Annotated in this window: 27 protein-coding genes, 1 pseudogene and 1 riboswitch; of the genes and pseudogenes, 3 read left to right on the top strand and 25 right to left on the bottom strand. The window is 31.6% G+C overall.

The features are described 5' to 3' along the window. Positions 1-132: 132 nt before the first annotated feature. From A4G25_RS01745 to A4G25_RS01705, 9 genes are all read right to left on the bottom strand, one after another. A complete protein-coding gene (locus A4G25_RS01745; protein WP_236683183.1) occupies positions 133-1,035 on the bottom strand; it encodes a polyprenyl synthetase family protein in 903 nt (300 codons plus the stop codon). Then, a complete protein-coding gene (locus A4G25_RS01740) occupies positions 1,004-1,228 on the bottom strand; it encodes an exodeoxyribonuclease VII small subunit (RefSeq protein WP_103163141.1) in 225 nt (74 codons plus the stop codon). The genes A4G25_RS01745 and A4G25_RS01740 overlap by 32 nt, the downstream gene beginning before the upstream one ends. Next, positions 1,218-2,558, bottom strand: coding sequence for an exodeoxyribonuclease VII large subunit (gene xseA, locus A4G25_RS01735; RefSeq protein WP_047131012.1), 1,341 nt, complete (start codon positions 2,556-2,558; stop codon positions 1,218-1,220). The genes A4G25_RS01740 and xseA overlap by 11 nt, the downstream gene beginning before the upstream one ends. A gap of 18 nt (positions 2,559-2,576) precedes the next feature. After that, entirely contained in the window at positions 2,577-2,963 is a 387-nt protein-coding gene (gene nusB / locus A4G25_RS01730; protein WP_047131011.1) for a transcription antitermination factor NusB, read from the bottom strand. Positions 2,964-2,982: 19 nt separating this feature from the next. Then, positions 2,983-3,354, bottom strand: coding sequence for an Asp23/Gls24 family envelope stress response protein (locus tag A4G25_RS01725; protein ID WP_047131010.1), 372 nt, complete (start codon positions 3,352-3,354; stop codon positions 2,983-2,985). Positions 3,355-3,375: 21 nt separating this feature from the next. After that, on the bottom strand, positions 3,376-4,728 hold the full coding sequence (accC, locus tag A4G25_RS01720) for an acetyl-CoA carboxylase biotin carboxylase subunit (RefSeq protein WP_047131009.1): 1,353 nt from the start codon (positions 4,726-4,728) through the stop codon (positions 3,376-3,378). 2 nt (positions 4,729-4,730) lie between these two features. Next, a complete protein-coding gene (gene accB, locus A4G25_RS01715; protein WP_047131008.1) occupies positions 4,731-5,201 on the bottom strand; it encodes an acetyl-CoA carboxylase biotin carboxyl carrier protein in 471 nt (156 codons plus the stop codon). A 248-nt stretch (positions 5,202-5,449) separates the two neighbouring features. After that, on the bottom strand, positions 5,450-6,007 hold the full coding sequence (efp, locus tag A4G25_RS01710; protein WP_047131007.1) for an elongation factor P: 558 nt from the start codon (positions 6,005-6,007) through the stop codon (positions 5,450-5,452). A gap of 27 nt (positions 6,008-6,034) precedes the next feature. Then, the gene (locus A4G25_RS01705) at positions 6,035-7,093 is read right to left on the bottom strand and encodes a M24 family metallopeptidase (protein ID WP_047131006.1); all 1,059 of its coding nucleotides are present in this window, start codon (positions 7,091-7,093) and stop codon (positions 6,035-6,037) included. Between the two features lie 233 nt (positions 7,094-7,326). On the opposite strand from A4G25_RS01705, the gene A4G25_RS01700 reads away from it, so the two are divergent. Next, positions 7,327-7,914 (top strand): putative periplasmic lipoprotein, encoded by a 588-nt coding sequence (locus tag A4G25_RS01700; protein ID WP_047131005.1) that lies wholly within the window; start codon positions 7,327-7,329, stop codon positions 7,912-7,914. Between the two features lie 34 nt (positions 7,915-7,948). Further along, positions 7,949-8,160, top strand: a pseudogene (locus A4G25_RS01695) (SA1362 family protein). A 46-nt stretch (positions 8,161-8,206) separates the two neighbouring features. On the opposite strand, the gene A4G25_RS01690 reads toward A4G25_RS01695, so the two are convergent. After that, positions 8,207-9,037: a lipoate--protein ligase family protein gene (locus tag A4G25_RS01690; RefSeq protein WP_047131004.1), complete on the bottom strand. Its 831-nt coding sequence runs from the start codon at positions 9,035-9,037 to the stop codon at positions 8,207-8,209. A gap of 182 nt (positions 9,038-9,219) precedes the next feature. Between A4G25_RS01690 and A4G25_RS01685 the strand changes: the two genes are divergently transcribed. Continuing rightward, a complete protein-coding gene (locus A4G25_RS01685) occupies positions 9,220-9,606 on the top strand; it encodes a rhodanese-like domain-containing protein (RefSeq protein ID WP_047131003.1) in 387 nt (128 codons plus the stop codon). A 104-nt stretch (positions 9,607-9,710) separates the two neighbouring features. Here the strand turns inward: A4G25_RS01685 and gcvPB are convergent, their stop codons facing one another. From gcvPB to A4G25_RS01610, 15 genes are all read right to left on the bottom strand, one after another. Continuing rightward, the gene (gcvPB, locus tag A4G25_RS01680) at positions 9,711-11,186 is read right to left on the bottom strand and encodes an aminomethyl-transferring glycine dehydrogenase subunit GcvPB (RefSeq protein WP_047131002.1); all 1,476 of its coding nucleotides are present in this window, start codon (positions 11,184-11,186) and stop codon (positions 9,711-9,713) included. Further along, positions 11,179-12,525, bottom strand: a complete 1,347-nt coding sequence (gene gcvPA / locus A4G25_RS01675; protein ID WP_047131001.1) for an aminomethyl-transferring glycine dehydrogenase subunit GcvPA — start codon at positions 12,523-12,525, stop codon at positions 11,179-11,181. Before gcvPA ends, gcvPB begins: the two co-directional genes overlap by 8 nt. 20 nt (positions 12,526-12,545) lie before the next feature. Next, the gene (gcvT, locus tag A4G25_RS01670; protein ID WP_047131000.1) at positions 12,546-13,640 is read right to left on the bottom strand and encodes a glycine cleavage system aminomethyltransferase GcvT; all 1,095 of its coding nucleotides are present in this window, start codon (positions 13,638-13,640) and stop codon (positions 12,546-12,548) included. 81 nt (positions 13,641-13,721) lie between these two features. After that, positions 13,722-13,854, bottom strand: a riboswitch (glycine riboswitch). After that, positions 13,832-14,371 (bottom strand): shikimate kinase, encoded by a 540-nt coding sequence (locus A4G25_RS01665; RefSeq protein ID WP_152650907.1) that lies wholly within the window; start codon positions 14,369-14,371, stop codon positions 13,832-13,834. It overlaps the preceding riboswitch by 23 nt. A 164-nt stretch (positions 14,372-14,535) precedes the next feature. Next, entirely contained in the window at positions 14,536-14,925 is a 390-nt protein-coding gene (locus tag A4G25_RS01660) for a ComGF family competence protein (protein WP_257722037.1), read from the bottom strand. 28 nt (positions 14,926-14,953) lie between these two features. Next, positions 14,954-15,247 (bottom strand): hypothetical protein, encoded by a 294-nt coding sequence (locus tag A4G25_RS13035; protein WP_047130998.1) that lies wholly within the window; start codon positions 15,245-15,247, stop codon positions 14,954-14,956. Beyond that, on the bottom strand, positions 15,228-15,641 hold the full coding sequence (locus tag A4G25_RS01650; protein ID WP_232011920.1) for a prepilin-type cleavage/methylation domain-containing protein: 414 nt from the start codon (positions 15,639-15,641) through the stop codon (positions 15,228-15,230). Before A4G25_RS01650 ends, A4G25_RS13035 begins: the two co-directional genes overlap by 20 nt. Before the next feature lie 19 nt (positions 15,642-15,660). Next, positions 15,661-15,987 (bottom strand): competence type IV pilus major pilin ComGC, encoded by a 327-nt coding sequence (gene comGC, locus A4G25_RS01645; RefSeq protein ID WP_047130996.1) that lies wholly within the window; start codon positions 15,985-15,987, stop codon positions 15,661-15,663. A gap of 17 nt (positions 15,988-16,004) precedes the next feature. Continuing rightward, a complete protein-coding gene (gene comGB / locus A4G25_RS01640; RefSeq protein WP_047130995.1) occupies positions 16,005-17,078 on the bottom strand; it encodes a competence type IV pilus assembly protein ComGB in 1,074 nt (357 codons plus the stop codon). Next, positions 17,050-18,024, bottom strand: a complete 975-nt coding sequence (comGA, locus tag A4G25_RS01635; protein WP_047130994.1) for a competence type IV pilus ATPase ComGA — start codon at positions 18,022-18,024, stop codon at positions 17,050-17,052. Before comGA ends, comGB begins: the two co-directional genes overlap by 29 nt. Positions 18,025-18,095: 71 nt before the next feature. Next, positions 18,096-18,719 carry an MBL fold metallo-hydrolase gene (locus tag A4G25_RS01630; RefSeq protein WP_047130993.1) on the bottom strand — a complete coding sequence of 208 codons (624 nt, stop codon included), beginning with the start codon at positions 18,717-18,719 and terminating at the stop codon, positions 18,096-18,098. Continuing rightward, a complete protein-coding gene (locus A4G25_RS01625) occupies positions 18,719-19,048 on the bottom strand; it encodes an MTH1187 family thiamine-binding protein (protein ID WP_047130992.1) in 330 nt (109 codons plus the stop codon). Before A4G25_RS01625 ends, A4G25_RS01630 begins: the two co-directional genes overlap by 1 nt. Next, a complete protein-coding gene (locus A4G25_RS01620; protein ID WP_047130991.1) occupies positions 19,048-20,034 on the bottom strand; it encodes an ROK family glucokinase in 987 nt (328 codons plus the stop codon). Before A4G25_RS01620 ends, A4G25_RS01625 begins: the two co-directional genes overlap by 1 nt. After that, positions 20,034-20,234 carry a YqgQ family protein gene (locus A4G25_RS01615; protein WP_047130990.1) on the bottom strand — a complete coding sequence of 67 codons (201 nt, stop codon included), beginning with the start codon at positions 20,232-20,234 and terminating at the stop codon, positions 20,034-20,036. The genes A4G25_RS01620 and A4G25_RS01615 overlap by 1 nt, the downstream gene beginning before the upstream one ends. Beyond that, positions 20,215-21,675 (bottom strand): rhomboid family protein, encoded by a 1,461-nt coding sequence (locus A4G25_RS01610; RefSeq protein ID WP_047130989.1) that lies wholly within the window; start codon positions 21,673-21,675, stop codon positions 20,215-20,217. The genes A4G25_RS01615 and A4G25_RS01610 overlap by 20 nt, the downstream gene beginning before the upstream one ends. Between the last annotated feature and the right edge of the window lie 11 nt (positions 21,676-21,686).

The raw sequence follows: 21,686 nt of genomic DNA, 5'->3' as shown, positions 1-21,686 counted from the left end.
TTATTAACAAACTTCATAATTACAAATAAGCTGAAACCATTTTTTGATAGTAGCTTTTCAAAGTAAATTATGATCTAAATAAAAATTTACTTTGAAAAACATGATTTTAATAGTCTCAGCTTATTTATTAATTTAATGGTCTCGATTATAGAATAATTTAGTAAGCTCTTCGAGTTGTGCTGTATCGTAACCTGAATTTTTCAGTTGAGCTAAAGAATTTTCCGCTTGGTTAACATGATATTCAAGTTTAATTTCAGTTTCATCTTGGCCTAATAAGGTTACGTAAGTATTTTTATGATTTTTTTCGTCGCTACCTACTGGTTTTCCTAATTTCTTTTCGTCCCCATAAACATCAAGCAAATCATCTTTAATTTGGAATATCAAACCTAGATGTTCGCTATAATTATAAAGAATATTAGAAATCTCATTAGTTGGCTTTACTATTGTTACAGCCGCCATAATTGCAAAAGTTAATAATGCTCCAGTTTTCTCTTTATGAATTTGTTGGAGTGTTTCTAGTGAAATCTTTTTGTTTTCACTTTCCATATCTAGAGTTTGACCGCCAATCATACCTAAATGACCACTCGCATTGGATAAAGATCCAACTAATTTAATTCGTGTCTCAGCATCCAATAAAGCATCGGTACTAATCAGATGAAAAGCTTTAGTAAGTAAAGCATCACCAGCAAGCAAAGCTTTCCATTCTCCATATATTTTATGGTTTGTCGGTTTACCTCTTCGATAATCATCATTATCCATTGCAGGAAGATCATCGTGTATTAAGGAATAAGTGTGAACCATTTCTAACGCTATAGCTGTTTGTAATCCCTTACTGTAATCAGAGCTGTCAGATAACATTTTAAGTGTTTCAAGTAATAATAAAGGGCGTATACGTTTTCCTCCTGCTTCAAGAGAATAACGCATACTTTCTTCGAGATTTGTATCGAGTGGCGAGCAAGGTATGGATTTTAAAAGTAATTCGTTTATTTGTTTTATAATTAAATTATTCATCTGTTTGCTCAGCTTCTTCTCCATCGTTATCTTGCATTAATTTATTCACTTTTTTTTCAGCGTTTTTTAATGTTTCATCACATGAAGCTGATAATTTCATACCTTTTTGATATAAATCAAGCGCATCTTCTAAAGGCACAGCTTCATTATCTAATTTTTTTACAATCGATTCTAACTCTTCCATCATTTCTTCAAAAGTTTGCTTATTACTCATTATGGTTACACCTTACTTTCTTGACGATTGCATCTACAGTTCCATCTTTCATCTGTAAATTAATTTCATCATCTTTTTCTAATGACTGAGTACTCGTAATCACATGATCATCTTTATTAACTATAGTATATCCTCTCAACATTGTATTAGAGGGGCTTAAGCTATTTAAATTTTCTATTCGCTGGTTGAGCCTCTTTTTTGAATTGCTTATTATAGTAATAATTGATTTATTTAGTAAATCATTAAGTTGCAACCTTGCTTGCATTCCTTGTAACGTTCTTTGTTTTAAATCTTTCAAGTTAATACGATTGGTAAGTAATTCTATTTGTTGTCGTGCATAATTGAGTTTTGTAGTTATTGATAGATTTAACTGACGTTCAAATTCATCTTTTTTTTGAATTTGTTGATCATACAATAATGAAGGTTGCTTGAATTTATAATAAGAAGCAACATGTTCTAAATGTTTTTTCTTATTATTAATCAACTGAATTATATGTCTGGATAAATTAAGTTCTGTTTGCTTTATATATTGACTTAATTCAACTTGATCAGGTGTTGCGATGACCGCTGCTTGTGTTGGAGTAGCAGCTCTGATATCTGCAACAAAATCACTTAATGTAAAATCTGTTTCGTGTCCCACAGCAGAAATCACAGGTGTTTTTGCTTCAAAAATTGCTCTTACTACCTCTTCTTCATTAAAGTTCCATAAATCCTCAATTGAACCTCCGCCACGACCTACAATCATCACATCAGCATTTAAAGTGTCAGCATATTTAATTTTATCAACTATGTCATCTTTTGCTTGTTCACCTTGAACTAATGTACTTATCTGAATTTGTTCAACTAATGGGTATCTACTATTAATAGTGGAATAGATATCTCTAATTGCTGCGCCTGTACTTGCTGTGAGCACTGCAATCTTTTTCGGAAATCTTGGTATTTCTTTTTTGTATTTAGAATCAAAAAGACCTTGCTTTTTCAACTCTTTTTTTAACGCTTCTAATTTTTGATATAAATTCCCAATCCCATCTAAGTGCATCTTATTGACATAAATCTGATAATTCCCTCGACGTTCGTAAACAGAAACACGTGCTTCGATAAGTACCTCGTCACCTTCTTTAGGATCGAAGTCCAGCTTACTAGCATGAGCTTTGAACATCATTGCGTTTACTACGGTATTTTTATCCTTTAAATTGAAGTAGAGATGCCCACTGCTATGTTTTTTAAAATTTGAGAGTTCTCCTTTTAACAAAACAGACTGCAAATGAGGGTCTTGATCAAATTTATATTTAATGTATTTTGTTAATGCGGTAACACTTAAGTAATCGGACATTTTCATCACTCAATCTTATTAATTTAAATTGCTTAATACGCCGTTAATAAAACGATAATGATCATCATCGCTGTATTGTTTCGCAAGTTCAACTGCTTCATTAATAATAACTTTTGGAGGAGTATCACTATTAGCTAGTTCAAAGGCGGCCATGCGTAAGATGATGCGATCGGTTTTAAGTAAACGAGAAATTTTCCAGTCTTTTAAATTGTTTTGAATTTTTTCATCTAGGACCGGCTCATGGTCTTTTACACCTGAAACTAACCAATGAATAAAATCAAATTCTAAGTCAGGATAGTCATCTTTAATAAAATTGATTGCTTCATCAATAGATAAATCTGTATTTTCCATTTCAAGTTGGAATAATGCTTGAAATGCTTGGCTTCTTGATTCTTTACGACTCATATGGAGTAACTCCTTTTTCTTATTTCTTTGTATTTTCAACTTCGATATGTGTAATATGAATATTGATTTGCTTAGGTACAATTGTTGTCATAGTACTTAAAGAATTGAAAATTGTTTCTTGGATTTTCGTAGCTGTTTTAGAAATGTTAATGCCATATTTGAATTCACAGAAAACATCTATATAAATACCGTCATCTTTCGTTTCTAATTTAATACCTCTTGTTAAATTTTTACGATTTAATTTCTCTGGTGAAGCATTTTTCAGTTCTGCAAAGTGTCCATGTAACCCATCTATTTCTGAAGTCGCAATACTGGCAATAGAAATAAGTACTTCTGGTGATATTTCAACTTTGCCTAAATCTTTATGAGAATTATCTAAGACTTTTACCATGAAATTACCTCCTCATATAAACTATTCTTCATTCATAATATTATTTTGCTCTAGGAACTTGGTGCTATACTCTCCGCCTCGGAAAACATCGTTTTGTAGAAGGCGTATATGGAAAGGAATAGTGGTATCAATGCCAAGAACTAAGTATTCACTTAATGCACGCATACCTGCCATAATTGCTTCTTTTCTAGTTGGTTCATGAACGATTAATTTTGCAACCATAGAATCGTAATATGGAGGGATTGTGTAGTTAGTATAACAAGCAGATTCAACTCTTACTCCATAACCGCCTGGCGCTAAGTACTGTGTGATGTTTCCTGGGGAAGGCATAAAGTTTTTGTACGGATTTTCTGCATTTATACGAAACTCCATTGCATGTCCGTTTATTGTAATATCGTCTTGTGTGAATGGAAGAGGCTCACCCATTGCTACTAATAACTGTAACTTCACTAAATCAACACCTGTTACCATTTCAGTCACTGGATGTTCCACTTGTATACGTGTATTCATTTCCATAAAATAAAAATCATCAGTATCTAAATCATAAATGTATTCAATTGTACCTGCATTTTCATAATTCACTGCTTTAGCAGCTCTGATAGACGCAGCTCCCATTTCTGCTCTCTTTTCTGCTGTTAAAATAGGAGAAGGAGCTTCTTCAACAAGTTTCTGCATTCGACGCTGTATTGTACAATCGCGTTCGCCTAACTGAATAACATTGCCATATTGATCACCTATTATTTGGAATTCAATATGTCTAAAATTCTCAATAAACTTCTCTAAATAAAGGCCGCCGTTACCAAAAGCAGTTTCAGCTTCTTGTTGAGTCATTTTATATCCATTTTCAAGCTCTTTTTCGTCTCTTGCTACACGAATTCCTTTTCCGCCGCCCCCTGCTGTTGCTTTGATGATTACTGGGTAACCAATTTCTTCTGCAGTTTTTTTAGCATCCTCTATTGATTCGACTAAACCATCACTACCTGGAACTACAGGTACATTAGCGCTAATCATTTCTTCTTTTGCTACATCTTTAATCCCCATTTTTTGGATTGATTCATAGCTAGGGCCAATAAATTTTAATTGACAAGCTTCACATAATTCTGCAAAGTCCCCATTTTCTGATAGAAAACCGTAACCAGGGTGAACAGCGTCACAACCAGTTGAAGTAGCTATTGATAAAATGTTTGGGATATTCAAGTAAGAGTCTTTTGATTGTGTAGGACCAACACAGTATGCTTCATCCGCCATTTGAGTATGTAAAGCGTCTTTATCCCCTTCAGAATAAATTGCAACTGTATGTAGACCTAGATCTTTGCAGGCTCTTATTATTCTTACAGCAATTTCACCGCGGTTTGCGATTAATACTTTTTTCATAATTACTTCACCTTAAATAACGGTTGGCCATACTCTACCATTTGTCCGTCTTCGACTAATATTTCAGTAATTTCCCCAGAGATTTCAGCTTGAATTTCATTAAATAACTTCATAGCCTCTAAAATACAAACTGTTGTATCATTTGATACTGTATCTCCTACTTGAACATAAGCACCTTCTTCAGGCGATGGAGATTTATAAAATGTTCCAACCATAGGAGCATTTATTGTTTTACCACTGTCTTCTTCTACTGAAGAAGATGCACTATTGCTTTCAGTAATCTCATTTTGGGAAGTGGCTGGTGGCGCAGCTTGTGTTGGGACTGGTTGTGATGAAATCTGAGGTGTAATAATTTCTCTTTCTTTTTCTTTCTTTAAATTAATAATACTTCCTTTATTGTCTTCTATATTAATTTCAGTAAGGTTCGAGTTATCTAAGATTTCGATTAACTCTTTAATTTCTTTAAAGTTCATAATACTGCTCCTTCAGATTGTTTTTACTCTTCCTGTACATTTTACTTGAGTGAAAACCCCAATTCAAGCATATCAATGTAACATTGCACAGAGTCCTTTTTATAAATATTATTGATTTTATTATAAGAAAAACCCCTCTTTTCTTAAATATCAATAATAAGTGCGAATAAAATTATAACATAATCTTTTCACAACTTGCTTGAAAACTGATATTTAATCAAAGAAAGGTTAATTAATTTAATATGGTATTAAGCTCTTGAAACATAGCTGCCATCGCCAGTGTTGATGACAAGTACATCTCCTTCATTTACAAAAAGAGGCACATTTAAAGTATATCCTGTTTCTACCGTTGCAGATTTTGTTGCGCCAGTAGCAGTATCACCTTTAACACCAGGTTCTGTTTCAGTTACTGTTAATTCAACAGTTTTAGGTAATTCTACACCGATTGTTTCGCCTTCATATGTTTGAATTTGTACTTCCATATTAGCTTTTAAGAATTTTAACTCATCTTCAAGATAATCTCCAGGAAGTTCAGTTTGTTCAAAAGTTTGATTGTCCATAAATACATGCATATCTCCATCGGCATATAAATATTGCATGCGACGATTTTCAATCATTGCTGGTTCTACTTTTTCTCCAGCACGGAAAGTTTTTTCTTGGATTGCTCCTGTACGTAAATTACGTAATTTTGAACGTACGAACGCTGAACCTTTACCTGGTTTTACATGTTGGAAGTCGATGACTTTCCAAATGCCATTGTCTACTGAAATTGTTAAACCTGTTTTAAAATCATTAACCGAAATCATTCAGTTTCCTCCTCATATACGCTTTCATTATAAAATAATAAGGTCTTTTGTGCATTTAGTAAAGACTTCATTTCCATTTTCAGTAATTATTATATCATCCTCAATTCTTACACCGCCTAATCCTTCTATATAAATACCCGGTTCTACTGTTACACAATTATTTGGTACTAATTTTGTTTTAGCAGTTTTAGCAAGCATAGGCTTTTCATGGATTTCAAGTCCGATACCGTGACCAGTTGAATGGCCGAAATATTCACCATAGCCATAATTTTCGATGATATCCCGTGCAATTGCATCAGCTTCTTCTCCAGTCATACCTGCTTTAATTTTATTTACAGCGGTTTGTTGAGCTTCTAATACAATATTATATATTTCTATCAATTTTGGATCAGGTTGTCCAATAGCAAATGTGCGAGTAATATCTGAAACATAACCATTATAATAAGCACCAAAATCTAGCGTAATCATATCACCTTCTTCTATTTTTTTGTCACTTGCAACTCCATGTGGTAGTGCGCCGCGATAGCCGGAAGCAACAATAGTATCAAAAGATGGACCGCTAGCTCCTAGACGTAACATTTTGCTTTCTAATTCAGCCTTTAACTCTTGTTCAGTCATACCCACTTTTGCAATAGATAGAATATACTCATAAGTTTTATCAACTATCTCAGCAGCTTTTTTAATAGTGTTGATTTCTTCTTGATCTTTTATAGCTCTAATATCTTCAATAGCATCTGAAATACTTTCGAATGAAACATTGTCTTGATTTAATTCAGTATAAGTATCATAACTAACTAAATGGCCTTCAAAACCGACCTTTTGAACATCTAATTGTTTTAACACTTCAATAACTTCTGGTACTAATCCTTTTGAACGTTTGATAATTTCAAAGTCAGGAGCTTGATCTGAGGCTTGGTCAATATATCGAAAATCTGTGACTAAATAATTATTTATTGGAGTAATAACTAATGCACCGCTTGTGCCTGTGAACCCCGATATATATCTACGATTGTAATCAGAGAGTACAATAATCGCATCTAAATTTTTTTCTGAAAAAAGATATCTTAACTTATCAACTTTTGACATTTTGATTCCCCCTATGTAATAAACAACGATAATTTTCTGATTTATGAATATTTTTTATATTATGACTAAAGTTTATCATAAACACGTACTGAACTATAAGTTTATGGGTTGAATATTCCAAATTATTAGCTATATTCTTTTGATTCTCATCTTTAAATGGCTTTAATAAGATTCTGCTCGGTGAATATGATAGTATATTAATATAATTATTGCTTAGGGATTGGAAGATTGTTATGAAAAAAGTGTTAACTACTGTGCTTGGAGCATCTATACTTTTAGCTGGTTGCGGGAGTCAAAATTTAGGCCCCTTAGAACATAAAACAACTAAGCTTAGAGAAAAAAATCATCAACTTAAATTAGATAATCAAGAATTAAATCAAAAAATTAGTGATTTAAAGGAAAAAGAAAAATCATTAAAAGCTGATAAGGAAAATACCAAAGCAGCAGCGAAAAATGATTTGAAAACAAAATCTGCAAATGCTTCTTCAAAATACTATCAACAAATTACTCAGACATTAAATGATTATCATAATGTAGAAGCAGATGTTGAAAAAAATAAGCGTAATGAAAAAATTGTAAGTAAATTAGATAAAACAGTAACAGATTTACAAAGTGCTCATGATAAATACAAGTTAGACCGTGAGCAAGGAGAAATGTCAGAATCAGATAAAGCTGAGGATAAGGACATCCAAAACTTAAATAACAAATTGGTTAATTCATTTAAATCTATTCGGGATGGTTATTCAGAAAAAGATAAGAAAAAAATTAACCAAGGTCAAAATCAACTTTCACAAATAAATGTGAAAAACCCTCAACCCTAAATCAATAGTTTTAAAGAGGTGAAATGACAATATGATAAAAAAAGGATTGTTTTATTCAATTTTACTTGTTGCATTGATAGGTTTAATTATAAATTTAGATGCAATTTTGTTTTCATTAGTTAGAATGGTAATCAGCTTAGCAATATTAGCAGGTATTGCTTATTTAGTTTATTTCTTTTTCTTTTAACTGAAGATCAAAGAAAATATAAAAAAGCGCGTTGGAGATATAAATGGCGTAATAGATAAAAGTATAGCTTGCGATGTTTAGATAAAAACAACGCAAGCTATATTTTTATTTTCTATATGTCCATTCATCAGATTTGTATTTTTCTTCTAATTTTTTGATTTCTGCTTTTTGAGCTTCTGTTAATATCAAAGGTTTAAAATTTATGTTTAATCCTTTTTGGAACCCCTTTTCAAATGCATCTTCCATTTGTTTTAAGGTAATCTCTGATTCCGAAATATCATTTATTGCAACAGCTTTATCCGTGAAAGCAGTTTTCATTTTATCTTTTAAACGTTCGTTTTTAAAAATAAACATATCAAACAAGTCATCAACATCTATATCCTTTAAAATAGAACCATGTTGCAAAATAACGCCTTTTTGTCTTGTTTGTGCACTTCCTGCTATTTTTCGACCTTCTACAACAAGTTCGTACCAACTTGGCGCATCAAAACAAACAGAACTGCGAGGTTGTTTTAATTTTTCTCGTTCTTCTTTGCTTCTTGGAATTGCAAAATAAGTTTCGAAGCCAAGTTCTTTAAACCCTTCGAGTAATCCTTGTGAGATTACCCTATATGCCTCAGTAACAGTTTTAGGCATATTTGGATGAGATTCTGACACTATCACACTATATGTTAGTTCCTTATCGTGCAGAACCCCTCTACCTCCTGTTTGTCTTCTAACAAGTCCGTAGCCCTTTTCATTTACTTTATCAATATCAATTTCTTTTTTTAATCTTTGAAAATAGCCGATTGATAAAGTTGCTGGGTCCCAAGTATAAAATCGAATTACAGGATCGATTTCACCTCGTGAAACAAAATTAAGTAACGCTTCGTCCATTGCCATATTATAATATGGATCATGGCTACCTGAATTTATAAAATTCCATGTTTCTTTCAATTTAAAAATCTCCAATCACCTTGAATTAACTGTTCTGTATGTATATTAACATATTAAATTAATATTCGTTCATTCATTACTCATATAAATAAAAAAGACTTATATTGTTCGAGAAAAACATTTTGATAATTGCATGAAACAGTCTTATAATTATAGTATCGGTAAATTAGGGAGGAAGCAAAATGAGTAACTTTTGGTTTATCATTTTAGCTGTTTTAATTATTATCGCTTTATATATGTTAATCCAGTTTTTTATCAACCGAAGAGCTGTTACTGAATTGAATCAGGATGAATTTCATAATGGACTACGTAAAGCTCAAGTTATTGATGTAAGAGAAAAAGTTGATTATGATTATGGTCATATTATTGGAGCAAGAAATATTCCAATGACTTTGTTTAGCCAGCGATACAAAGGTTTGAGAAAAGATCAACCGATTTATCTAGTTGATGCTAACGGTGTTGCAAGCTATCGTGCCGCACGTATTTTAAAGAAAAATGGATATACAGATATCTATATGCTTAAAGGCGGCTATAAAAAATGGACTGGTAAAGTTAAAGCAAAAAAATAATATACAGCAAAACCTGTTAACAGCAATATCTTTAAAAGATAATTGCTGTTTTTTGCATATAAAACCCCTTGCCTATTTTTAAAAAGACAAGGGGTTTAGTGCTTTTATTCTTTTTCTTCATGAAGATTATCAAATTTCAATACTGGATGACGTGCTGCTTTTGTTTCATCCAATCTATCGATAATAGTATTATGAGGAGCTTCAAGAACTTTGTCTGGATCCTCTTTTGCTTCATTAGCAATTTGAATCATAGCATCACAGAAGTAATCTAATGTTTCTTTAGATTCTGTTTCTGTTGGTTCAATCATCATACCCTCTTCAACATTAAGTGGGAAATAAATTGTAGGAGGATGAACTCCAAAATCAAGAAGACGTTTGGCCATGTCTAACGTACGCACACCTTCTTTTTTCTGTTTTGAACCACTTAATACGAATTCATGTTTACAGTACTGAGAATAAGGGATTTCGAATGCATCTTTTAAACGGGCTTTAATATAATTTGCATTAAGTACTGCTGCTTCAGAAACTTCTTTCAGTCCACTATTGCCCATTGTGCGAATATAAGTATAAGCACGTAAGTAAATACCGAAGTTACCATAGAATGGTTTAACGCGACCGATTGAATTTTCAATATCATTATCATATCGATACGTATCTCCATCTTTTATAACCATTGGTTTTGGTAAGAAACTAGCTAATTCTTTCTTAACTCCAACGGGTCCAGAACCAGGTCCACCTCCACCATGTGGACCAGTGAATGTTTTATGCAAGTTTAAATGAACCGCATCAAAGCCCATATCTCCTGGACGAACTTTGTCCATAATCGCATTTAAATTGGCGCCGTCATAATACAATAAACCACCAGCATCATGGACAATTTTACCAATTTCCATGATATTGTGTTCAAAAATTCCTAATGTATTAGGATTTGTTAGCATTATTGCAGCAGTATTTTCATTGACTAAACGTTTCAAGTCTTCAACGTCTACCTCGCCATTTTCGTCTGATTTAACTGTTACAGCTTTGAAGCCAGCAAATGCTGCTGATGCTGGATTAGTACCATGAGCTGAATCAGGAACAATAACCTCGTCACGGTGTCCTTCACCATTTTTTTCATGATAGGCTTTAAAAATCATGAGTGCAGTCCATTCACCATGTGCACCTGCAGCTGGTTGTAGTGTCACTTCATCCATACCAGTGATTTCTTTCAATTCTTCTTGTAAACTATGAATAATTTCTAAAGAGCCCTGAACTTGAGATTCCTCTTGCAATGGATGAGATTCTGCGAAACCTGCAATACGAGCTACTTTCTCATTTATTTTCGGATTATATTTCATCGTACATGAGCCTAGGGGGTAAAAACCAGAATCTACACCAAAGTTTTTGTTTGAAAGTTCAGTATAATGTCTAACTAAATCTAATTCAGCAACTTCAGGAAACTCTGCTTTATTTTTACGAATAAATTTTTCGTCTAATAACTCTTCAACAGCATTGTTATCAATTTCTTTTTTTGGTAAAGAATATGCATATCTTCCTGCTCTAGAACGTTCGAAAATTAATGGGCTTGATTTACTAACCATTAATTTCACCTACTTTCTTTACAAAAGTATCAATTTCATCTTTTGTTCTTAATTCAGTAACAGCAATTAGCATTGCTTGTCCTAATTCTTCGTTTACTTCACTTAAATCAAAGCCGCCAATAATACCTTCTGATAACAATTTATCATTTACTTCTTTAACTGGTTTATCTAATTTAATGACAAATTCATTGAAAGAAGTGCCTGGTAATACTTCAATTCCTGCATCTTTAAATTGATTTTTCGCATAATTGGCATTTTCAAAGTTTTGTACAGCAATGTCTTGAAGACCTTGTTTGCCTAAAGCCGACATTGCGATAGAAGAAGCAAGTGCATTAAGTGCCTGATTAGAACAAATGTTAGATGTTGCTTTGTCGCGACGGATATGTTGTTCCCTTGCTTGTAAAGTTAAAACAAAGCCACGATTTCCATGATCATCTTCTGTTTGTCCTACTAGGCGCCCTGGTACCTTACGCATTAATTTTTTAGTTGTGGCAAAGAATCCACAATGTGGTCCACCAAATTGTGCTGGGATACCAAATGGTTGTGTGTCGCCTACTACGATATCAGCACCAAACTCTCCTGGAGGTGTTAATAAACCAAGTGAAAGCGGGTTTGTATATACAATAAATAATGTTTTTTTATTTTTGATTAATGATTTGATTTTTTCTAAATCTTCTATAGAACCATAGAAATTTGGGTACTGTACAGCAACTGCGGCTGTTTCATCATCAATTGCATTTTCCAATTTTTCTAAATCAGTGATTGTTCCATCTAAATCAACTTCTACAATTTCATAGTCATTTCTGATTTTTGAATATGTGTGTAGAACTTGTAATGCTTGATAATGTAACCCTTTTGATACAACAATTTTGTTCTTTTTAGTTTGACTGAAAGCTAAAATACAAGCTTCAGCAAAAGCAGTTATTCCATCATACATAGAAGAGTTTGCTACATCCATACCAGTTAGTTCACAAATTAAAGTTTGGAACTCAAAAATAGCTTGCAGTTCGCCTTGTGAGATTTCTGGTTGATAAGGTGTATATGCAGTATAAAACTCTGAACGTGAAATCATTGCATCTACTACTGCTGGAGTATAATGATCATAAACTCCTGCTCCTAAGAATGAAGTATGATCTTCTTTTGTTATATTTTTATTAGCAATACGACTTAATCTTTTAAATAGAGTTGTTTCATCTTCTCCATTTGGAATATCTAATTCCCTATCAAGCAGAATTTCTTTAGGAACATCTCCAAATAATTCTTCAATAGAGTTAGCTCCAATTGTTTCTAACATTTCTTGTTTGTCTTTTTCAGTTAACGGTATATATCGATGACTCACCACTGCCACCCCTTTACTAATTATTTACTAATTTGATTTTTCTTAACTATTTTAGCTTTAACTTGTCTTTTTCTGATTTGTACAAGTAATTCGCGGCCCATTTCAAACTCATCACGCTTAATAATTGCTAATGCAATTCCTTTTCCAGTTGCAGGAGATTGAGTACCAGATGTTACTTCACCTATTTTATTTCCATCAAGATCAAGTACATCATATCCAGTTCTAGGAATGCCTTTATCTAACATTTCTAAACCAATAGTACGTTCCTCTGATCCATTTTCTTTTTGTTCTTTTAAAACTTCTTTTCCAATGAAATCAGCATCAATTAATGGTTTTGCAGCAAATGCAATGCCACCTTCATATGGTGTGATATCTTCAGATAAATCTTGCCCGTGTAAAGGAAGGCCTGCTTCTAAACGTAATGTATCTCTTGCACCTAAACCAGCAGGTACAAGTTTTTCATTTTCTAATAGACCGTCCAAAATATCAACTACATCTTTAGAATCACAATAGATTTCAAAACCATCTTCACCTGTATAACCTGATTGAGATAAAATGATATTTTTCCCGAAAATTGTAACATCCTTTTTGAAATCAAAAGGTTTCATATCAGTGACATCTACATCGACTAAACTACCCACATAGTCGCGTGCTTCAGGACCTTGAACGGCTAATTGACCATATTGATCAGATACATTTTCAACTTTCACATCGAAGTTTTTAGAATGTGAGTTAATCCATTCAAAATCTTTTTCTGTATTAGCTGCATTAACTACTAATAAATATTTATGATCATCTAATTTATAAGTAATCAGGTCATCAATAATACCACCTTTTTCATTACATAAAGCAGTATATTGAGCTTTGCCATCAGTAAGTTGATCAGTATCATTTGAAAGAATGTATTGAATGAAATCGGCAGCATCTTTACCTTCAATTAAAACTTCGCCCATGTGACTAACATCAAATATTCCCATAACTTCCCTAACTGCGTTATGTTCTTCTTTGATGCTAGAAAATTGAACTGGCATTGCCCATCCACCGAATTCAACAATTTTAGCATTGCTCTCAACGAAACGATTATAAAGTGGTGTCTTTTTTAAATCATTTGACATCTTGCAACCCCCTATATGTGATTAAATATTAAAAACAGGATAGCAAATAAAATTGCTACCCTGTAGTTACCTTCAGGAACGCGTCACAGTATTATCCTTTTGCCTGAGAGATTCGAACAATTATCTTGCCCCTTCGGCGATAAATTCTGACAATTTACTGCAAAACGAATTCCTCATAAATTAGCCAAAACTTATGCTCTCCAATACTGATCATCCGCATTTAAAATTTTCATCAGATTTTGATACAAAATATTAATATCGATATTTGTATCGATTCTACTGAATGCGATTTCATTATATCGTGAAAGCCTAGATAAATACAACCTTTTTAAATCATCAAATGCTTTATTTGAAGCGTTCGGTCGATTATTATCATTTTTTATTCGATTATAAATAATTTCGATATCTGTATCTAACCAAATTATATTGTTTAAATTTGATAAAGTATTCATAGCGGAAGCACTTTCAACAATACCACCGCCTGTCGATATTATATCGTATTTTTCTAACGATTCGTATAAATATTGACCTTCTAATTCACGAAATTGACTTTCGCCATCTTCTTTAAAAATTAAAGGGATACTTTTTCCAACTGCTTCCTCAATAACTTTATCTAAATCTGCAAAAGTTTTATTTTCGTGATAAGCAATGTATTCAGCTAGTGTTGATTTTCCAGTTCCCATAAAACCTATAAAAATAAGCGGTTCATTCTTTTTGATTTGTTTTTTCATGTATATCACCTTTACTGATGAGACTTTGTACTTTCTCAGTGTAATACAAATTTAAATTGTGTATTGTCTTTAATTTTAATCCAAATTGAATGCTATAGGAAGTGATTATTAAAACAATCAACATGAAAACTATTGTAGTGAAAGGTAAAATATATCCGTTTAGTCTATATAAAGAGCGTTTTATAATATTCTTGATTGTCTTCAATTAAAATTATATCCACCATAATGTATTTATTGTTTATTTTTGCGATTTTAAAATCTTTAAGATTTTGAAGTAAAGTAATATTTCCTTTTCCATCGATAGTTTTATATATCTTTTCTTTCGTAAAAGTATAGTTAGTGAGTTCATCTTCGTGTTTAACAACTAGATGATTGTTTTCTACGGTAATATTTTTTATTGGGATGTCGTTAAGTTCTCTAGTAATATCTTGAGCAAAAAATTCAAAATTTATGAGTGAAGTATCATTTACTTGTTTATTCAATACAGTCACTGTTTGAAATAGAGGCGGTATTAAACTAAGTACTATGCAAAATATACTGAAAGAAAACAACATTTCTATTAACGTGAAAGCATTAAATCTATTATTTTTGTATGCAATGTCTTTTTTTAGTTTTTTTATCAAAAGCACAAATCTTTTCATAATTATATTTAACAGAAAAGTTTGCTATTTCAACTCCTTCCTTTAACTCATCATACTTAAATCGATTTAACGAGATAAGAATAATACGGTTCATTTCTGCAATATCTAATTCATTTCGATATTGCTGATGTTGATTTATGATAAAAGGAAAAAATAGTAAAATTAATGTGATCACCAAACCAAAAGAAGTAAAAGCATCTAACAAAAAGGATGCCTTAAGCTTTTTGTTTTTCAATTCGCAAACTACCCTTTTCAATATGAAAAATAAATCGGAATAATGTTTGATCAAATTTAATGTAAATAGATCCAAATCGATTTAATTGTCCATTTTTATTAATGGTTACAATATTCATATTATGATTGTCTTTTATTATTCCGTTTTCTAATCGAATAAAAGCTAGGTTTTTTCTATCTTCAACCACCTTTACTTCATTGCTTCCGCGGTTAAATAAGAGTGTAATACTATTTTGATCCTTAATTGCCTTTGATTTTAAATATATAATTTGCGATGCAAGGTGTTTTGCTTTCGATTCACTTTGTATATTAATGTATTGAGAACCATTAAGCGCAGAAACGCTTAATAGAGTAAATAAACTTACCAAAGAAAGAACTAATAATGTTTCTAACATCGTAAAACCACTATATTTTCTAGCTAATTGAAGCTTCACCATTTTTAATTGTTATACTTTCTCCAGATTTACATTTCTTTTGCCCTTCCTTTAGATAACCTTGTGTTACAAGTTCATCGATAGAATTGGGCTTTTGGTTATTTTTAAGTGTAAAGGCTTCTATTTGACTATTCACCATTTTTTGCTGTGCCTCACAACCTGTAGATTGAACATGTTCAGATTGCTTAGCAATGTTAGGTATAATCAAAATTAATAATACACTGATAACCAACAATACGAGCAACATTTCTAACAATGTAAAAGCTTTTAAGTTTTTATTTTTAAATAATAAGTAATATTTTTTCATGTTTGGTTCCTTTCAAATTATTTAATAGATTGCATCATGTCAAACATAGGCAACATAATAACAAGATATAGAGAAACTATAAGCAATCCTAATAGTAAAAATATAATTGGTTGAATTAACTTGATTTGCTTATTTATTTTAGTTTCAATTTGGCTCAATAAAATTTGGCTGTAAATATTAAGTTCTATTTCAAGTTTGCCACTTTTTTCACCTTGTTCAATGAATTGAATAAGTTCATTTTGAAAGCAACTTAATCTTTTAAATATTTCTGGAAGTCTCATCCCGTTTTCTATATTGTTGACTGTAAATTCGCCAATATATTTAAGAAATGGATCAACACTTTGATTAATATATATTTTTGAAATCTGTTGTAACATAATACCATTTCGAAAAAATAAGGAGAGTTCATTAGCTATTTGGTATGTTTTGAATAACTTAAAATACGTATTTATAATAGGTATTTTAAGTATAAATTTTAGTCTTTGTCTAATAGACAATTTGTAGTATATAAAACAAATCATCATTAATAATGAGGAGCAAGTAGCAATAAATATTAAAATGATATGTGGGAAGTGTTTAATAAATTCATTTAAAAAATTTAAAGTTGGAGATAGTTGAATGTCCATTGTGGTATAAATTTGTTGGAATTCGGGGAGTATAAAGTGATTAATTCCAAATAGCATAGTCATAAAAATCATAACTAAAATCAAAGGGTATTGAATTGTCTTAATAAATCTTTGCTTTGTTTCAATTTTTCTTTTTAAAAAATGAAATCCATCCTGTAAATTTTCTGTGAGTACACCATATTTTTCAGAAAAATAAATTTGCATGATAATTGTTTGAGGAAACTTTAAATATTTGAGTATAGAGTAACAAGTTGCTCCCTGATTAAGAAGTTGGATAATTTCCTTGCTCGTTTCTTTTTGTTTATATTGAATGTGCATATTTAAGAATATAAAACATTCTATCAAAGTAAAACCATGATTCAATAAAATATTTAATCGATATAATAATGTAAGTTGTTCTTTTGCACTTAGCTTTTTATTAGGAATTATAGAAAAGTTAAGTATATCTTTTAAGTACTTCTTCACAGATAACACCTTCTTCACTCATTTGAGTTAACACTTTGCTTAACTTCATAAAATGCTTAGGCATTGTGTGGTCATGTTTGAAGAAATATTGAATATCAGACTGATACATCGTTTCATAAGCCAATTCTCTGCTTCCATGCTGATTAGTTACGAGACGTTGATTTGAAATTAGAGCAATGGATTGTTGTGCTTCTTGAGGAGATATACCCATTTCTAATAACCTCAATAAAGCACCTTCACAATCATTTGAATGCAAAGTGGATAGTACCAAATGTCCGCTTAATGCTGCTTGAATTACACATTTTGCAATATGAGCATCCCTTATTTCTCCGATGAGAATTATATCGGGATCACAACGCAATATAGCTTTGAATGAATTTTCATAATCAATACCTGCTTTTTCGTTTACTGAAATTTGAGTAATACCTGAAATCCTTTTTTCAACCGGATCCTCAACAGTAATAATATTTAGGTGTAAATTTTTCAAAGCAAATGAAACCATTTCATACATCATAGTGCTTTTTCCAGATCCAGTTGGACCTGTAAATAAAATAAGTCCTTGTTTTTTATTCATTAGATGATAGAAATGTTTTGGTCCATCACAATTACCATCTTGATAGAAATATTGTGGAGAAAGTCGTATGACACAACTCTCAATTCCTAAAGATAGCGGTAATGTTGAAATACGTAAATTAAACAATTTTTGATGCTTAAAAGTAGTCTGTCCACTTTGCGCTTGATGATAATTAGACACATCGAGACCTGCTTGAAATTTCATAAATGTAAGTAACTTTGAATATGTCAGAATCTCTATGTTGTCATAATTTATCAGCTCATCATGAATTCTGAACTTAATTAAAACTTCTTTTTCGATAGGAATAAAATGAATGTCAGAAACATTTTTAGAAATAGCATCTGTCAGAATTGTATCTAAAAGTCTTTTCATAAAAAATCACCTCCTACAATAATAAACGTAGGAGGTGTCCTTATTTCTTTAATTATTTTAACTTTTTTAATTTATCCATGAAGATAAGGATTCATTTGTTCGTCATTTACAGTTGTAGACGGGCCATGTCCTGGATATAAAGGTAAATCACCATCAATTTCAAATATTTTATCTTGAATAGAATCTACTAAAGTTTCATAGTCTCCACGATATAAATCTGTACGACCTATACCATTGTTAAATAGCGTATCGCCTACTACTGCAAAATCATTAAATACATATGTTAAACTTCCTGGTGAATGGCCGGGAGTGTGCAATACATCAATTTCAAATCCGCCTATTTTATTAGGACCTTCCTCTAACGGTTGAGGCGATGCATTACTTATCACTGGTTCTAAACCATATTGCTTGAATTTTGCTGAGCCGTTTTTACTAGGGTCTAAGAAGAAATCAAATTCTTCTGTATGAAGGTAAACGGGCACATCAAATTCCTCTAACACTTCGTCTAAAGCACCAATATGATCAAAGTGTGCATGGGTTAAAATAATAGCTTTTAATGGTTTGTTAATTTCATTTAATTTTTTAATAATTTTATTTCCATCACTAGAAGGGTCTACAAGTAAAACATTGTTCTCATCTTCTATAAAATAGGTGTTTGTATCTGCAATACCTAGCGTCAAAGAAGAAATATGCATTATTTTTCACCACTCATTTTATCTAATTGATTTTGAACTGATGTTAGCTTATCGTTCATTTTACGAGATTTATCACGACGATCATCAATTCTTATATTAGTACATACCCGGTCTACCCCTTTATTAAAGGGTAATTCATGAATGGCTTGAACTACAGTAAACAAATCTTTTAAATCACCTTCTATCAATGTATTCATTGGTGTCAATTGATAATCGATTAAACCTTGTTCTTTATACTCTTTTAATTTTGTTTGAATTTCTGCAATATATTTACTCACACTTGGTCCCTCAGTACCTACAGGTATGACTACAACGTCTACTATTGCCATTATTCAACACGCTCCTCATCAATTACGTAAGTTTTAATTAAACCAGCTGCTCCTGCAATTCCAGCATCATTTCCAAGTTGGGCTTTAACAATTTCAGTCCCGTTTTGAGCAGGAGTGAATGTTAAATTGCGATATTCTGTTTTAATATTTTCAATTAGAATATCTCCTGCTTCTGACATTCCGCCACCTAAAATAATGTATTTTGGATTACTCATAACACTGATGATACTACAAGCATAAGCAATATAGTTTGCCACTCTTTCAGTTATAAACAAACAGAATAAATCACCTTTTTTCGAAGCATCAAATACATCTTTAGCTGTTACTCGGTCTTCTTTAATAAGCTCTAAAATTGAAGATTTAATAGTTAATTTAGGATGATAAAATTTAACTAAGTTAACAACTCCTGTTGCAGAGGCAACAGTTTCTAAACAACCATATTTTCCACAATTGCAAGCAAATCTTTGATCAAAATCTACTCGGAAATGTCCAATTTCTGCACCAGAACCGTTATGTCCATGTACTAATTTTCCGTTTGAAATAATTCCGCCACCTACACCTGTTCCCAGTGTGATTGCCACTACATCATCGGCATCATGGCCAGCTCCTTTATGCTTTTCGCCTAATGCTGCTGCATTAGCATCATTATCTACAAAAACAGGAAAACTAACATATTGAGATAAAATTTCTCTGATATTTACATCTCCTGGCCAATTTAAATTTACTGCTCCGTGTACTATTCCAGTTTCGAAATCGACAGGACCTGGTACTCCTACTCCTAAACCAATTACATCTTCCATTTTAAAATTAAGCTCATTTAATTTTTGTACAAAAGCACTATAAATGTTCTTGAGTAATACAACGCCTGTCGGATCACTGATATCTGTTTGTATTGACCACTTCGCTAGTCTGTCTAGATGATTATCAAAAATTCCTAATTTACATGTTGTACCGCCAACATCAGCTGCCAATATTAAATTTTTCATTACTTACTCATCCTTCTTTGATTGATAATTAGAATACATTTAATGAACGTCTCTTTGGATATAAGTTGATATTCGTGGAGTTCTCTAATTTCTTGTTCCATCATTTCGAGCATATCGTGTTTATCTTTAAAATAGACAATAAATCCGAATTGCTTTAATAACTGTTGCACATCATAAAAATTATTTATCTCTTGATTCATTTTCTTTAGTCATCTCTTCTTTAAGATATTTATATTTTTTATTATGCGGGTTATTTTTATAAGCAACCTCAATATGTTTTAATGCAGATTTTTTATCACCTAATGAACGATTCGCAATCGCGAGTTCGTAATGCAGTATGCTAGAGTTAGGATAATATTTGAGGCCTCGTTCCCAAGTAGAAATACCTTCAGCTTTAGAATCATTAGTTGCTTTAATCAGCCCACTCAAATAATAAGTTTCATCATCTTCATAACCTTTGTTCATCGTATGTTCAACAAGTTTTTCTGCTTTATTATAATTCCCTTGACTCATTTCGTCTTTAATTAACTTATCATAAATATTGTCTTCTTTGATAGTTAAAGTTCTTATAATTAGGATAATAATTATTAAGACAAAAACTCCTGTTAATATCCAAAATTTTTTTCGATCTATATTGAAATAGAAACCGATAAAAGTAATTAGAATACCGCCAATAAACCCGCCTATATGAGCATAAATATTCACATTGGAAATAAATAAAGAAATAATTGTCAATATTATTAAAACGCCAATAAGCTGAAATAATGTCTTCCGGTCATATTGTTTACTTATATACATCATTGCGAAAAGAGAACCAATCAGTCCGAAAATTGCTCCACTAGCACCTACTGAAATAGATACATTATCTATTGCGAGTGAAACAAGGTTACCAAATATCCCAGAAATCATATAAATTCCTAACATTTTCCAATGACCAGCTATTGCTTCTACAAGTTTGCCGAAAATAAATAGTGAAAGCATATTCATGAGTATATGTTCAAAATTAAAATGTAAGAACATTGAGGTTACGAGGCGATACCATTCGCCATGCACTACGTTAAAATGTACTAATCCACCTAGATCAATTAAACGTGTGTCTGAAAATGCATTCAAAACCAAAAACATTATAAGCCATACTATAATATTTATAGATATCAAAGAATATGTTATAGGCGCAAATTTCATCATATATTTTTCAAGTGGATTCGAACTTAAAACTCTTCGCTTATAGTAAAGAGAGGTTTTGTCATCTTTTCTTATATATATTTTTTTGAATAATGGATTAGGGAATATATTATTCAAATCCTTTGAATTACGAATTACATTAAATTTCGTTTTCAAAGGATGGACTTCATTGAGATTTTCGTAAGTAAACATTTTTTCTGTAAGATAATTAAATACTACCTCATTTACTTTGAAACCAGTATAATCCTTTATTTCTTCTTGATGTTCTAAAACACGACTTTTATCAAAGCGTAACTCCTGCGAACTACTAACATCTGTTTTGAAAATTACTAATTTTTGTTTTTGCTTATTGCTTAACCAAATTTCTCTATCTTCTTTATCTCGATATACAATTTGATAATTTAAATACTTTATCCAGTAAAATATAAGTTTCCAAAATTGTTTTTCTATTGTCATGATGCCTCCAA

The organism is Staphylococcus condimenti (assembly GCF_001618885.1).
Classification (GTDB): Bacteria; Bacillota; Bacilli; order Staphylococcales; family Staphylococcaceae; genus Staphylococcus; species Staphylococcus condimenti.
This window is presented reverse-complemented; position numbering and strand designations above follow the sequence as displayed.

What these genes read in the sequence shown, in the direction of transcription:
- efp (WP_047131007.1), bottom strand. Translation starts at nt 6,007, where the DNA reads ATGATTTCGGTTAATGATTTTAAAACAGGTTTAACAATTTCAGTAGAC.
- A4G25_RS01625 (WP_047130992.1), bottom strand. Translation starts at nt 19,048, where the DNA reads ATGGCAATAGTAGACGTTGTAGTCATACCTGTAGGTACTGAGGGACCA.
- A4G25_RS01630 (WP_047130993.1), bottom strand. Translation starts at nt 18,719, where the DNA reads ATGCATATTTCTTCTTTGACGCTAGGTATTGCAGATACAAACACCTAT.
- A4G25_RS01685 (WP_047131003.1), top strand. Translation starts at nt 9,220, where the DNA reads ATGAGTAACTTTTGGTTTATCATTTTAGCTGTTTTAATTATTATCGCT.
- accB (WP_047131008.1), bottom strand. Translation starts at nt 5,201, where the DNA reads ATGAACTTTAAAGAAATTAAAGAGTTAATCGAAATCTTAGATAACTCG.
- A4G25_RS01725 (WP_047131010.1), bottom strand. Translation starts at nt 3,354, where the DNA reads ATGGTAAAAGTCTTAGATAATTCTCATAAAGATTTAGGCAAAGTTGAA.
- A4G25_RS01665 (WP_152650907.1), bottom strand. Translation starts at nt 14,371, where the DNA reads ATGAAAAAACAAATCAAAAAGAATGAACCGCTTATTTTTATAGGTTTT.
- A4G25_RS01745 (WP_236683183.1), bottom strand. Translation starts at nt 1,035, where the DNA reads ATGGAGAAGAAGCTGAGCAAACAGATGAATAATTTAATTATAAAACAA.
- gcvPB (WP_047131002.1), bottom strand. Translation starts at nt 11,186, where the DNA reads ATGGTTAGTAAATCAAGCCCATTAATTTTCGAACGTTCTAGAGCAGGA.
- gcvT (WP_047131000.1), bottom strand. Translation starts at nt 13,640, where the DNA reads ATGTCAAATGATTTAAAAAAGACACCACTTTATAATCGTTTCGTTGAG.
- xseA (WP_047131012.1), bottom strand. Translation starts at nt 2,558, where the DNA reads ATGTCCGATTACTTAAGTGTTACCGCATTAACAAAATACATTAAATAT.
- A4G25_RS01700 (WP_047131005.1), top strand. Translation starts at nt 7,327, where the DNA reads ATGAAAAAAGTGTTAACTACTGTGCTTGGAGCATCTATACTTTTAGCT.
- A4G25_RS01660 (WP_257722037.1), bottom strand. Translation starts at nt 14,925, where the DNA reads ATGTTGTTTTCTTTCAGTATATTTTGCATAGTACTTAGTTTAATACCG.
- A4G25_RS01615 (WP_047130990.1), bottom strand. Translation starts at nt 20,234, where the DNA reads ATGAATCAAGAGATAAATAATTTTTATGATGTGCAACAGTTATTAAAG.
- accC (WP_047131009.1), bottom strand. Translation starts at nt 4,728, where the DNA reads ATGAAAAAAGTATTAATCGCAAACCGCGGTGAAATTGCTGTAAGAATA.
- A4G25_RS01610 (WP_047130989.1), bottom strand. Translation starts at nt 21,675, where the DNA reads ATGACAATAGAAAAACAATTTTGGAAACTTATATTTTACTGGATAAAG.
- nusB (WP_047131011.1), bottom strand. Translation starts at nt 2,963, where the DNA reads ATGAGTCGTAAAGAATCAAGAAGCCAAGCATTTCAAGCATTATTCCAA.
- A4G25_RS01705 (WP_047131006.1), bottom strand. Translation starts at nt 7,093, where the DNA reads ATGTCAAAAGTTGATAAGTTAAGATATCTTTTTTCAGAAAAAAATTTA.
- A4G25_RS01650 (WP_232011920.1), bottom strand. Translation starts at nt 15,641, where the DNA reads ATGTTAGAAACATTATTAGTTCTTTCTTTGGTAAGTTTATTTACTCTA.
- comGC (WP_047130996.1), bottom strand. Translation starts at nt 15,987, where the DNA reads ATGAAAAAATATTACTTATTATTTAAAAATAAAAACTTAAAAGCTTTT.
- comGA (WP_047130994.1), bottom strand. Translation starts at nt 18,024, where the DNA reads ATGAAAAGACTTTTAGATACAATTCTGACAGATGCTATTTCTAAAAAT.
- A4G25_RS01620 (WP_047130991.1), bottom strand. Translation starts at nt 20,034, where the DNA reads ATGAAAAATTTAATATTGGCAGCTGATGTTGGCGGTACAACATGTAAA.